This window comes from Geomicrobium sp. JCM 19038 (assembly GCF_000698125.1).
Taxonomy (GTDB): Bacteria; Bacillota; Bacilli; order Bacillales; family Marinococcaceae; genus Geomicrobium_A.
The window spans coordinates 54068-68058 of sequence record NZ_BAXA01000015.1; the positions used below are offsets into that span (position 1 = coordinate 54068).

Annotated in this window: 10 protein-coding genes and 3 pseudogenes; 12 read left to right on the forward strand and 1 reads right to left on the reverse strand. The window is 41.4% G+C overall.

From position 1 onward, the window contains the following. Positions 1–7: 7 nt before the first annotated feature. Positions 8–382, reverse strand: coding sequence for a hypothetical protein (locus JCM19038_RS16620; RefSeq protein WP_042420236.1), 375 nt, complete (start codon positions 380–382; stop codon positions 8–10). A 108-nt stretch (positions 383–490) separates the two neighbouring features. Between JCM19038_RS16620 and polA the strand changes: the two are divergent. The 12 genes and pseudogenes from polA to JCM19038_RS16680 all read left to right on the forward strand — a co-directional run bounded on the left by polA (position 491) and on the right by JCM19038_RS16680 (position 13820). Continuing rightward, positions 491–3131: pseudogene (polA, locus tag JCM19038_RS16625) on the forward strand (DNA polymerase I). A gap of 12 nt (positions 3132–3143) precedes the next feature. Further along, the gene (gene mutM / locus JCM19038_RS16630; RefSeq protein ID WP_042420239.1) at positions 3144–3962 is read left to right on the forward strand and encodes a DNA-formamidopyrimidine glycosylase; all 819 of its coding nucleotides are present in this window, start codon (positions 3144–3146) and stop codon (positions 3960–3962) included. 87 nt (positions 3963–4049) lie between these two features. After that, complete coding sequence (gene ytaF, locus JCM19038_RS16635; RefSeq protein ID WP_042420242.1) at positions 4050–4712, forward strand: sporulation membrane protein YtaF; 663 nt, start codon at positions 4050–4052, stop codon at positions 4710–4712. A 12-nt stretch (positions 4713–4724) separates the two neighbouring features. Further along, a complete protein-coding gene (gene coaE / locus JCM19038_RS16640) occupies positions 4725–5315 on the forward strand; it encodes a dephospho-CoA kinase (RefSeq protein WP_042420245.1) in 591 nt (196 codons plus the stop codon). A 107-nt stretch (positions 5316–5422) separates the two neighbouring features. Further along, positions 5423–6451: a glyceraldehyde-3-phosphate dehydrogenase gene (locus JCM19038_RS16645; protein ID WP_042420248.1), complete on the forward strand. Its 1029-nt coding sequence runs from the start codon at positions 5423–5425 to the stop codon at positions 6449–6451. Between the two features lie 158 nt (positions 6452–6609). Beyond that, entirely contained in the window at positions 6610–7086 is a 477-nt protein-coding gene (gene nrdR / locus JCM19038_RS16650; protein ID WP_042359647.1) for a transcriptional regulator NrdR, read from the forward strand. Between the two features lie 50 nt (positions 7087–7136). After that, positions 7137–8531: a replication initiation and membrane attachment family protein gene (locus JCM19038_RS16655; RefSeq protein WP_042420251.1), complete on the forward strand. Its 1395-nt coding sequence runs from the start codon at positions 7137–7139 to the stop codon at positions 8529–8531. After that, complete coding sequence (gene dnaI, locus JCM19038_RS16660) at positions 8532–9473, forward strand: primosomal protein DnaI (protein WP_042420253.1); 942 nt, start codon at positions 8532–8534, stop codon at positions 9471–9473. Between the two features lie 99 nt (positions 9474–9572). Beyond that, positions 9573–10696, forward strand: a pseudogene (gene mqnC / locus JCM19038_RS16665) (cyclic dehypoxanthinyl futalosine synthase). 123 nt (positions 10697–10819) lie between these two features. Next, on the forward strand, positions 10820–11665 hold the full coding sequence (locus JCM19038_RS16670; RefSeq protein WP_042420255.1) for a putative sporulation protein YtxC: 846 nt from the start codon (positions 10820–10822) through the stop codon (positions 11663–11665). Between the two features lie 277 nt (positions 11666–11942). Continuing rightward, on the forward strand, positions 11943–12275 hold the full coding sequence (locus tag JCM19038_RS16675) for a DUF485 domain-containing protein (RefSeq protein ID WP_042420257.1): 333 nt from the start codon (positions 11943–11945) through the stop codon (positions 12273–12275). Positions 12276–12280: 5 nt separating this feature from the next. Further along, a pseudogene (locus tag JCM19038_RS16680) lies at positions 12281–13820 on the forward strand (cation acetate symporter). The last annotated feature ends 171 nt before the right edge of the window (positions 13821–13991 follow it).

Consider the following 13991-nt stretch of genomic DNA (forward strand, 5'->3'; position numbering starts at 1 on the left):
AAAAAGATCAGAGTGATCTTTTTCCCTTTTCTTTCACTTCAATGGTCTCGCCTCCATCAAACGTGATAGCAACATTCCAATGTTTGACCTCAGAAACATCGATCCCTAAAGCGTTTGCTAGTCGAAGCTGAACATCTTCCTTACTAGCACCAGGGTAGATTCCTAAGTGAAAGATGAAGCGTTCTGTGGATTGCTTTTTTTTGTCGTTATCTGCTTCTTGACAACTATATTGCTCTTGAAACGCATCATAGCAAATTTCATAGTCTTCTGTATCCGTGACAATTTCAGCTTGAAATTCGATAATGCTTGGGGTCGCATAGACGTCTTGTGAAAGTGGGAATAATAGTAACAGTAAGATGAAGCTCATAATCATTGGTTTCATATGAGTACCGTTCGCAATACTCATAAAAACTATACAGGCGAACGAGAAGAATCATTGGATAAGGTATGATAAACTAGGTGTATTGATCGGTACGAAAGGGGTTTCCAAGTGAATAAAAAATTAGTATTAGTCGATGGAAACAGTATTGCATACCGCGCATTTTTTGCTTTGCCGTTACTTACTAACGACCAAGGTGTTTACACGAATGCGGTGTATGGATTTACGAATATGTTAATGAAGATTTTAGAAGACCAAGAACCTAGCCATATTTTAATTGCTTTTGATGCAGGTAAGACGACATTTCGTCATGAGCAATTTGAAAGCTATAAAAGCGATCGTGAAAAAACACCACCTGAGCTTTCAGAGCAAATGCCAATAATAAAAGAGGTATTGCAAGCCTTTCAAATTAAAGAAACACGCATTGAACTGTATGAAGCGGATGATATTATCGGAACCCTTTCAAAGCGAGGAGAAGATGAAGGCTTTGACGTTCGCATTTATACAGGAGATAAAGACTTACTTCAACTCGTAAGTGAGCGCACGCACGTTGCCATTACGAAAAAAGGGATTACAAATGTCGAATGGTTTGATGAGGCGCATATGGAAGAGGTTTATGGAATCCCAGCTTCTCATATTCCAGACATGAAAGGTCTTGCTGGAGATTCTTCAGATAATATCCCTGGTATTCCTAAAGTCGGTGAGAAAACGGCACTTAAGCTACTTAAAGAATTTGGAAACATTGAAGAGGTTCTCAATTCATCCGAACAAGTTTCTGGACCGAAGTTACGTGAACGTTTGAAGGAATTCCGTGACCAAGCATTGATGAGCAAGGAGTTAGCGGTTATTCACCGTGAATCACCGGTGGAAGAGTCGTTGTCAGACCTTGAATACACGGGTTACGAAACGAATGATGTACGTAAGCTTTTCACGGAATACGGATTTAATTCTCTAATGAAACACATTGGTGTTGACGATGAAGAACAAATTGAAGCGAAAGAACAGGCACTAGAAGAATTCACATTTTACCACGAGAAAGAAATTACAGACGATATGCTGCAATCACCAGCAGCGATCGTCATCGAGTCACCAACTGAAAACTATCATCATGCTGAAATTTGGGGACTAGGAATTGTTAATGAAAACGGTTCGTATACCGTTCCAATAGACGTTGCCTTACAATCTGACGATTTCAAAGTTTGGTTAGCCGATGAAACGAAAGAAAAATATGTGTTTGACGGTAAGAAACTCACAGTAATGTTAGGCTGGGAAAGTTTTGACGTACGGGGCATTGTGTTTGATACTTTGATCGCTTCTTACTTAATTGACCCGTCATTATCGAGCCATGATCTTGCAAACATTGCGGAGCGTAGAGAAATGACTAGTGTGTTGCTTGATGAAGAAGTATATGGGAAAGGGGCAAAACAGCAAAAGCCAGAGGCAGATGCCCTAAATGATCACATTGCTAGAAAGACAGCTACGATTTGGAAACTACAACCTTTATTAAAAGAAGAGTTAACGACAAACGATCAATGGCAACTCTTTGAAACGTTAGAGTTACCGTTAGCTCTCGTGCTTTCAGAAATGGAACTCGAAGGTGTAAAGGTGGACCAAGAACAATTAAAGCAAATGGGCGTGGAATTAGACGAGCGTTTAGGTCAGCTTGAGCGCGATATTCACGAGCTTGCAGGTGAGGATTTTAACATTAATTCTCCAAAGCAGTTAGGACCGATTTTGTTTGAAAAACTGGACCTCCCTGTCATTAAAAAGACGAAAACAGGATATTCAACAGCAGCAGACGTTTTAGAGAAGTTAGAAGGCGAGCATGACATCATTCCGAACTTGCTTCATTATCGTCAAATCTCGAACTACGCTCCACATACGTGGAAGGTTTGTTAAAAGTCATTCACGGAAAGAGCAATAAGATTCATACGCGGTTTAACCAAGCCTTAACACAAACAGGAAGGTTAAGTTCTCAAGATCCGAACTTACAAAACATCCCCATTCGACTTGAAGAAGGACGTAAAATCCGTAAAGTGTTCGTACCAAGTGAAGAGAACTGGTACATTCTTGCTGCTGATTACTCACAAATTGAACTTCGTGTGTTAGCGCACATGTCTGGCGACGAGAAATTAATGGAAGCATTCCATGAAGGGCAAGACGTTCATACGAAAACAGCGATGGATGTTTTTGATGTCTCAAAGGATGACGTCACCGATACGATGCGTCGCAATGCAAAAGCAGTGAACTTCGGAATCGTTTATGGTATTAGTGACTATGGATTGTCGCAAAACCTCGGTATTACGAGAAAAGAAGCGCAATCATTCATCGACAAATACTTCGAAACGTATCCGAACGTTAAGCGATATATGGATGAATCGATTGCGTATGCGAAAGAGCACGGTTACGTAACGACGTTATTAAAACGCCGTCGCTATTTACATGATATTAACAACCGCAACTTTAATTTGCGTAGCTTCGCAGAGCGGACTGCAATGAACACACCGATTCAAGGTACAGCCGCTGATATTATAAAAAAAGCATGGTAGATGTCGCGAATACGCTTAATGATCAATCATTAAAAAGTCGCTTGCTTCTACAAGTACACGATGAATTGATCTTCGAAGTACCAGAGTCAGAGCTCGAAACGATGAAGCGGCTCGTTAGTGATTTGATGAGCCAGACGATCTCTTTAGATGTACCGCTTGTCGTTGATGTAGAATTCGGAAAGACATGGTACGAAGCGAAGTAAGGAGAAACGAGAATGCCGGAATTACCAGAAGTTGAGACGGTACGCAAAACACTCTCATCATTAGTTGTTGGTAAGACGATTGCTGATATAGAAATCGGCTGGCCTAAGATGATTAAAGAGCCAGACGATGTGAGCGTATTTCGCGATCAAGTGATCGGTCAAACGATCGTAGACATTGAACGGACAGGGAAGTTTTTACGGTTTATTTTGACGGACTATGTTCTCGTTTCCCATTTACGAATGGAAGGCAAGTACAACACGTCTAATGATGAAGTTGATAAACATACGCATGTGCGGTTTTTCTTTACAGATGAAACTGAACTTCGTTATCGGGATGTGCGTAAGTTCGGTACGATGCATCTCTTCGTAAAAGGAACAGAATTTGACCGAGCACCGTTGAATAAAGTAGGACCAGAGCCATTTAATGAGCGCTATACAGTGTCTTATTTGCATGAGAAGTTCCAAAGAACGACTCGCTCCATTAAGGCTGTGTTACTCGATCAAGCGATTGTTGCGGGGCTTGGAAACATTTATGTAGACGAAGCACTACATCGCTCAGGGGTTTTGCCTGGACGAGTTGCGAACACGTTGCGACAAGACGAAATCCAACGATTACACAAAGAAACGATTCAGACGTTAGAGGAAGCCATTGCATCAGGAGGCTCTTCGATCCGTTCCTACTTAAATGGAAATGGAGAAATGGGTTATTTCCAGCAGAAGCTTTTCGTATACGGGAGAAAGAACGAACCGTGTAAAACGTGTGAAGGAACCATTATTCGATCAGTCGTTGCAGGACGAGGCACGCACTATTGCCCCGACTGTCAATCGTAATTGTAAAAATGCCCCTTTCCCTCATGTACATAGGATAAGCGTATTTCATAGGCTATCGTATTGAGTGAGTATGAGGGGGCTTTTTTTATGGAATCGTGGATTGCAGTTTTAATTCTTGCATTTGCGGTTAGTGTAGACGGATTGGGCGTGGGAATGACGTACGGAATGCGAAAAATGCAAATTAATTGGTTGCCTCTTTTAATTATCGGCACATTTTCATTTACAGCGGTTTTGCTGTCAGGGTTTGCAGCGACCTTTGTGTTTCAATATTTACCGAATGCATTTGCGGATTACTTAGGGGGAAGCATTCTAATCCTCATCGGAGTTTATGCGATTGTGCAAGCGTATCACCATTCAAAAACGAAGCCAGAAGAAGTTAAGCCAATAACAAAAGTCGATCAAGTAAAAGAGAAAGTCGTCAAATTCGAAATTAAAAAATTAGGATTGGTCATCCAAATCCTCAAAAAACCGACGGCAGCGGACGTTGATAATTCAGGGACAATTAGTGTAAAGGAAGCAGTCTTACTAGGCGTTGCGTTATCACTTGATGCCTTTGGTGCCGGATTTGGGGCGAGCATGCTCGGGTACTCCGTCGTTTGGTTTGCCTTAATCGTCTCCATCATGTGTGTCACGTTTTTAGTGATCGGCAAAAAGGGTGGATACAAACTGTCGAATGTGCGCTTTTGTGAGCCTTTAGTGTTTTTGCCAGGTTTATTACTGATGTGTATCGGTATATACAATTTTTTATAAGGAGTTTTCATTATGATCATCGGGTTAACTGGTGGCATTGCTAGCGGTAAAAGTCTCGTGGCGAACCTTCTAAAGCAGGAAGGTTTGCCTGTCATTGATGCAGATCAAATTGCAAAGGAAATCGTTGAGCCTCACGAAGAAGCTTATCGTGACATACTATTTCATTTTGGACGAGAAGTGCTCCATGAAGATGGCACACTTCACCGAAAAGCACTCGGTAAGGTCATTTTTAATGATCCTAAGCAACGTGAAACATTGAATAACATTATGCATCCGCGAATTCGTGAACGATCGAAGTTAAAGCAGCAACAGTATGAGAACGAAGGATATACAACGATTGTGTACGATATTCCCCTATTAATTGAAGGCGGGAAAATGGATCAATACGATCAAGTGTTGCTCGTGTACGTTGATGAAGACGTACAGTTACAACGGCTTATGGAGCGGGATCAAAGCACAGAAGAAGAAGCTAAGTCACGAATAAACTCTCAAATGCCCCTACGTGAAAAACGGCAATATGCTGATGAAATCATTAATAATAATGGCTCAATGGAGGAAACTACAAGACAAGTACGAAAAACACTAAAAAAATGGGGAATATAAATAGAATTGATTTCCAATAAAGAAAAACATCGTACAAGTTATCGTTATATGATATACTATTGAAGAAAATAGTGATGATTAGTGTATCATAATTAGGAGGCATCAAGATGAAAGCGAAAGTAGCGATCAATGGATTTGGAAGAATAGGGAGAATGGCTTTTCGACGTGCATTCTTCAATGAAAATATTGAAATCGTTGCAGTGAACGCAACCCACCCTCCAAAAACGCTTGCGCATTTGCTAAAGTATGACAGTACTCATGGAACGTTTGACGTCGCTGTAGACACAACAGATGATGCGTTAATCGTTGATGGCAAAGAAATTAAACTACTTCAAAACCGTGACCCGAAGCAGTTACCTTGGGCAGAGCTCGGTGTTGATATTGTTATTGAAGCAACAGGCAAGTTTGTTACAAAAGAAGGCGCTGGGAAACACATTGAAGCTGGGGCGAAGAAAGTCGTGATTACAGCTCCTGCGAAAGAAGAAGATATTACAATTGTTATGGGCGTGAATGAAGAAGAGTATGACCACGATAATCACCACGTCATTTCAAATGCTTCATGTACGACAAACTGTTTAGCACCTGTTGTTAAAACGCTTGATGATGTTTTTGGAATTCAAAGCGGTATGATGACAACGGTTCATGCTTACACAAACGATCAGAAGAATATCGATAATCCACATAAAGATTTGCGTAGAGCGAGAAGTTGTGGACAATCAATTATTCCGACGACAACGGGAGCAGCTCGCGCGATTTCCCTCGTATTGCCTCATCTAGACGGGAAATTAAACGGTATGGCACTACGAATCCCTACACCGAACGTATCACTTGTAGACCTCGTTTGTGAGCTTCAAAGTGACGTAACGGCTGAACAGGTGAACGAAGTGTTTAAGTCTGCAGAAGAGAAAGAAATGAAAGGTATTTTAGGCGTTTCGGATGAGCCTCTCGTTTCGATTGATTTTAACGGCGACGATCGTTCTAGCATTGTTGATAGCATGTCTACAATGGTCATGAACAAGCGTCAAGTGAAAGTAATTGCTTGGTACGATAATGAGTGGGGCTATGCTTGTCGTGTGATTGACCTGGTTGATTTAATTGCTCAGAAAATTACACAACAATCAGTTGCAAATTCTTAATTTTTTTTTCAGCTGAACTTTTATGACTGATCCATGTCGTTAATGGATCAGTTTTTTTACATTTGTCGTCTAATTTGATTAGGATTGGATGAGTAATTCTAGACATGTTATGATAGACTCAATTAGTTGTTATTCTACCTTGTTAAGGAGTGGGGCCGATGCGTTGTCCGGTCTGTCATTCCAACGGGACTCGCGTACTCGATTCAAGGCCACACAATGAGGCTCGCTCAATTCGAAGACGAAGAGAGTGTGAACGATGTAGTCATCGATTCACAACGTATGAGATTGTCGAAGAGACACCGATGTTAATTGTGAAGAAAGATGGCAACCGTGAGGAATTTAGTCGCGACAAAATGCTTCGCGGTTTAATTCGAGCATGTGAAAAGCGCCCAGTTCCATTGGAAAGATTAGATAAGATCGTTAGCGATGTTGAGCGCGAATTACGAAGTGGTTCCGAGCGTGAAGTTCCGAGTGGCCGAATTGGCGAGCTTGTTATGGAACATTTATCACACGTTGACGAAGTTGCGTACGTACGTTTTGCATCCGTATATCGACAGTTTAAAGACATTAATGTGTTTATAGATGAATTAAAAGAATTGATGAAACGCACAGATGATGAAGGGCCCGACAAGTGAGCAATCACGCTTTCAGGGCTCTTTCTACGTCTTGAAGGAAGGTGACTCGTTTGTCTTGGTCTTGGAGTGAGTTACGACCAATGGATCCGTATACAGTGCGAATGGTCGAACCGTTTTCACAACTACATGAAAAAGCATTGCTATTGTTGTATCAACCTTTAATCGGCTCGATGGCCGTTAATTTATATTTGACGTTATATTATCGATTAGAACGAGACGCCTACATGTGTGACGAAAGCACACACCGGGAATTGATGATCACTACGGCAGAAGAATTGCCAACGATTTTAGATGCTAGAAAGCGACTTGAGGCGATCGGTTTATTAAAGACGTATATGCAAAAGCAAAACGATGAACGTGTATTTTTGTACGAATTGTCGACGCCGATGCTTGCAAATGAATTTTTTGCCGATCCGTTCTTAGGTGTTTTTTTACAAAATCGCATCGGTGTAACGAAATTTCGCCAAATTCGACAGCGGTTTAGCACACCAAAAATCGATAAACATCAATGGGAAGAGAAAACAGTTGCCTTTAATGACGTGTTTACATCGTTGAAAGATCGCGAATTAAATCGAGAAGATCGTGAAGACTCTGAAGAGCTTGTTGGTGAGCGTGATCGCTCGTCTTTAGCTGTCAACGATCGACAATTTGATTTTGAACTTGTGAAGACGTTTTTACCAGCGTTTTTCGATCATGACGCGATGCTAACCGACTCAGTGAAAAAAGATGTTCGCAGTTTATCGTTTGTTTATCAGCTTGATGAAATGGAAATGAGTCGTTTAATGATTGAAGCGATGATTGGTGACGATACGATAGATATTGAACGGTTACGTACGGTCGTAAAAAATTGGTATCGCCATCAACACGGTCAAAATCCTCCAAAGCTTGGGCTTCGGACGACAGCTGATGAGGAAGCTCCCTCACCTGAGAAACCAGAACAGATGAGTGAAGATGAGAAAATGGCAAGTTACTACAATCGCATTTCACCCTACGAGTTATTGGAAAGCATCTCAGAAGCGTCCGTTTCACCACCAGACATTAAACTAGCTGAATCACTCGTGCATGATTATAAATTACCAGTCGGTGTTGTGAACACGCTCATTGATTACGTGATGCGGACCCATGATCAACGCTTAGATGCTCCGCTCGTCCAAAAGATTGCAGGCGATTGGTCAAGGAAGAAGATTAAGACGGTTGAAGAAGCAATGAACCATGCAAAACAAGAATACCAAAAGCGTAAACAGGTAAAAGATAAACCATCCAAATCCATAAATCGACCTTCTCAATCGAAAAACAAAAAGTCACAACAAAATCAAGATAAATTACCGAAGTGGTTAACAGGCGAGCGGCAAGAAGAACCATCAGAAGAAAAGCGCAAAAAAGCAGAAGAAGAACGCAAGAAATTCGAGTTGTTACTTCAAAAATATAAGAAAGGGGACAGTTAAGTGGAACCGATCCGTGATTCCCTAAAAAAGTATATGGGAGAAACAGGCTGGGAAAAGCGTTTGAATAAAGCGCGTGAATCACTGTTTCAAGACGAGAGAATTCGGTCTTGGCTGGATCATCATCGCGATGAATTGGCAGATGGAGCGATCGAACAAGGCATGGCAGAACTATATGAGTATAAAAACTCCACAGTCGGTTGTCACGCTTGTACTTCATTAAATGCTTGTCAAAATCCGATGCCTGGTTACCAACCTGAATTGTATGTTCATTTAGGCCAAATTCATATGAGGTATCAACCTTGCCCTTCCAAAATTGCTAGTGAGCAAGAACAAAAGCATAAGAAGTTGATTCAAAGCATGTACGTTTCTGAGGAATTTAAAAAGGCATCTTTTGAACAAGTGGAACTGGATGATGAAGACAATACGAGAGGGACAGCGGTCATTCAAGCGATTACGTTTGCGAATGAAATTGAGCCTAAGAAAGACGGGAAAGGGATCTATTTGCACGGGATGTTTGGTGTCGGCAAAACATACATCGCAGCAAGTATCCAAAACACGTTAGCGAGTCGCAGAATCTCGTCATTGCTCGTCTATGCACCAGAGTTCTTCCGTGAAATGCGACAGTCAGTAGCAGATGGTACTGTTTCAGAGAAGCTCGATGCAGTAAAAGCAGTCCCGGTCTTAATTTTGGATGATTTAGGCGCAGAAACGATGTCCGCTTGGATCCGTGATGACGTTTTAGGTGTGATTTTACAATATCGCATGACTGAAAAACTACCGACCGTTTTCACGTCAAACTGGGATTTAGACGAACTAGAAGGACATTTAGCATTTTCACAAAAAAATGGTGAAGAACGACTAAAGGCGAAGCGATTGATGGAAAGAATTCGTCCGATGACGACTGCAGTGTATGTTTCGGGGAGAAACCGACGTCATGAATAACTGTCGTCCCTAAAACTACATTCGATGTTTTTCAGTGGCTATGTTACGATAGAAGAGAAATATGAATCTATGAATCGGCGTTTTTAAGGAGGCAGAACGATGAGCATCGATGCGATTTTGGAGAAAGCTGTCGCAGGTGAACGACTAACGATGGATGATGCCGTTCGGTTATACGAAGTAGATGAAAATGACGAAGTACAGCTGAATAAACTAGGTGAAGCTGCAGATACAATGATGAAGAAGTGGCACCCAGAACCTATTACGACATTCGTAATTGGACGTAACGTCAATTATACGAATTTCTGTGATACATACTGCAGATTTTGTGCGTTTTATCGTCCTCCTGGTCATGAGGAAGGCTACGTTCTAAGCGATGAAGAGATCTTCAAAAAAATTCAAGAAACCGTGGATGTTGGCGGTACTGAAATACTCATGCAAGGTGGAACGAACCCTAATTTAGAGTTTTCGTATTATACCGACTTGCTTCGAAACATTAAGCAACGTTTTCCGGATATTACGATGCATTCTTTCTCACCCGCTGAAATCTATAAGATGATGGAAGTGTCAGGCTTAGCCTTGAAGAAGTGCTACAAGAATTAAAAGATGCAGGTCTTGATTCATTACCAGGTGGCGGTGCGGAGATCTTAACAGAAGAAAACCGCAAAGCGGTTAGTCGCTTAAAGATTGATTGGTTGCAATGGATTGATTGTATGAAAGCCGCGAAGAAAGTTGGCATGCACGGAACGGCTACAATGGTTATTGGCTTTGGGGAGTCAAATGAAGAACGTGCGCTTCATTTGCAGCGAGTACGTGATGCGCAAGATGAAACGAACTGTTTCCTTGCATTTATCTCATGGACATTCCAACCGGATAACACTCGGATGAAAGGCGAGAAAATCACTCCGAATGGGTATTTGAAGAACGTCGCAATTAGCCGCTTGTTTTTAGATAACGTTCCGAACTTCCAATCTTCTTGGGTAACGATGGGACCAGAGACAGGCAAGCGTTCTCTCCACTTTGGTTGCAATGACTTTGGTAGTACAATGATCGAAGAGAACGTTGTTTCTGCTGCAGGTACGACGCATAAAGTGAATAACAACCGTGCGCTTGATATTATTCGTGAAGCAGGCAAGAAACCAGCTGTTCGAGATACGAAATATAACACCCTGCATGTATTTGAAGAACATGAACGAGCATCAAGAGACTTTGAAATGCAGAATTAATCAGTAGAGGAGCCTTCTTTGAAGGTTTCTCTTTTTTTTTTCGCATGTTTGTCCAGCGCTTACATACGATGGAATAGAGCGATGTATGGACCGGATTAACGGAATGCGCGAGGAGGCATGTTTGTGCTGACAATTGAATTTACACATAGCAAGGACTGTAATAAGGTCGTCGATCGTATGAAGAATGGGTTAGCGCATCTGTATACACCATGTACGATTTCTCAAACGAAAGAAACAGAGATGCGTTACGAATATCAAGGGGACAAAAATGAGTGGGAGCAATCGGTACGTCCTTTTATCGCTGCGGTGATTACAGATGAAATGATGGCGAACTACGAAACCGATTGGTTAGCAAGACGGATTAATCGTCGCTTTAATTATTGCGATCCAAGTGTACTTGAGCATGTGATTGAGTGTACAAAAGCAATTCTTTCTGGAGAACATTCGGACATTCCAGAAGCTAAAAAAATTACGAAACGAATGGATGCATTTTACGAGTCTGTCCATCAACATCTCATCGACAAAGATACCTTCCATTGGCAACCATTTATGCAGTTTTGTATAGGGAAGTACATTCATTATTTAGACGAGTTGTCCGATGCGATTTTCGAAGAATATCAAATGGAGCAAGAATATCAAACGCTCGTTGATACGCTTCGGACATTTGTCCACGGTGCGACGCCACTGTCAACGGAATTGCATCTATGGTACCCGGGCAGGGAACGATTTAAGCTTTGCGATGGGAATGGCAATGAGTGGAATGCGATTGAAAGACTAAGGAATACAAAGAGTATGCTCGTTTTTGAAGAAGGAGTGTTACCGGCGGAAATGATTATTAGTCCGATTGCAAGTGTTGCGCCTAAGCGGTTATACGTGTATACCGACTGTGATGATGGTGTGATTCAAACGCTTCGGAACATTTTCCAAGAACGAATTAACTTGCGATCGTTTACGCAATGGGAATTTTAAATTTGTCGATTTTTAATTCATTCATAAATTATTTATTCTGCAAATGAATGGGAAGCAACTTTTGTTAGGGATTCTGAAATTCATGATCTCTTAAATACGTTGCTTTAAAGAGAGAACGCGTTACCGACAAAAAGTATTTTTGTCGGTTTTTTTTATTCATATACTTTCTGGATATTCTTTCCCTTAAGCGCTTACAAATTTTAATATAAATAAAATTGACACAATTAAGAACATCTTGTAATCTTTGTATACACACTTGGTAAAGAGGTGATCGGTCATGAGTAATTCGAAGGCTACAATTGATTATGAAAAAGTTGTAAGCGATTCCAAATTCAAAGCGTTAATGAATGCCAAGAAACGATTTATCGTACCAATGACCATCTTTTTCTTTTTATTTTATTTTTCACTTCCGGTGCTTGCTTCGTATACAACGGTTTTACATAACGAAGCGTTCGGTGTGATTACGTGGGCATGGGTATTAGCAGTTGCTCAATTCGTAATGACGTGGACACTTTGCATCATGTATACGAGAAAAGCGGCTCAATACGATCGAATGGCTGATGAAGTGTTAGAAGAACATGTACAGATCGATCGGAGGGAAGTAAGTTGAATGAATTGAACTTTACCGTTATATCACTCTTTCTAATCATCGTTGCAGCAACACTCGTCATTACGTATTTCGCAGCTAAGCGTACGAATACGGCTAGTGAGTTTTATACTGCTGGTGGGGGGCTTACTGGTTGGCAAAACGGTTTAGCCATCGCAGGGGATTACTTATCTGCAGCGTCATTTTTAGGGATTGCCGGCGCCATTGCACTCACTGGTTTTGAAGGGTTTTATTATAGTGTTGGTTACCTTGTCGGTTACTTAGTCGTTCTATTTATCGTCGCAGAACCAATGCGTAATATCGGGAAGTATACGATTGCTGATATGTTAACGGCTCGATTTGATTTAAAGAAAGTACGTGGAATTGCAGCACTTAGTACAATTACAATTGTTACGTTTTATATGATTGCCCAACTCGTAGGGGCAGGTGCACTTATTCAATTATTATTTGGGATCTTATTGGGTAGCTGTTATTATCGTCGGGGTCATGATGACAACATATGTTATGTTCGGTGGTATGACCGCAACGAGCTGGGTTCAGATTATTAAAGCCGTGTTACTCATGGCCGGGATGTTTATCATCTCACTTATCGTATTATTCCACGTGAACTTCAATATCGTTGAATTGTTCACGCAAGCGAGAGATGCCTCGCCTCACGGAGCGTCCTATCTAAATCCTGGGGTCGGCTCTGACTTACCATTAGACACGATTTCATTAATGCTCGCTCTCGTATTAGGTACAGCAGGTTTACCGCATATTTTACTACGTTTCTTTACAGTAAAAGATGCGAAGACTGCACGAGCATCAGTAATTACCGCGACATGGATTGTCGGGATCTTCTATCTACTTACGATTTTCCTCGGAATGGGAGCGGTTATTTTCGTCGGCCATGAAACGATCGTTGCGAATAACCCGGCAGGGAATATGGCGGCACCACTTCTTGCTCAAGTTCTCGGTGGCGATTTATTATTCTCATTCATCGCCGCAGTAACATTTGCAACCATCCTTGCAGTTGTGGCAGGTCTTGTTCTTTCAGGAGCATCGGCATTTGCTCACGATTTGTACGGGCAAATTCTTAAGAAGGGTAAAGCTACTGAGAAGCAACAAGTGGTTGCAGCAAGAGTTGCATCATTAAGTGTTGCGGCAATGTCAATCACTCTGGCACTCTTCGCCCAAAACTTAAACGTTGCCTTTCTTGTAGCTCTTGCATTCTGTGTGGCGGCAAGTGCGAATTTACCGCCAATCATCTTCACAATTTATTGGAAACGATTTAACACAACAGGTGCAATTACAGGGATTTTGAGTGGTTTAATTTCAGCATTAGTACTCGTTATGCTAAGTCCAAATGTGCTTGATCCAGACGGAAATGCGATTATCGTTGGAGATCCACTGTTCCCATTGGCTAACCCAGCGATCATATCCGTTCCGCTCGGGTTCTTAGGGGCATACCTCGGTACGATCTTCTCGAGTCGCAAATTAGATACCGAGAAGTATCGTGAAATTAAAGTGAAAGCAAACACAGGATTTAAAGAAGAGATTGACAGCTAATGAAAGTAGAGCGGAAGTTCCTATTTAGGGCTTTCGCTTTATCTTTTCCCGGGAAATAATTACGAATGTCTTAAAAGTAAGCAAAGGCTCTTAAGAAAGTCGAGCAAAAATAGGCGGTTGCATTTTTCATGACGAATGAATATAATAGGTCGTAAGAAAAAAGGCACGGAA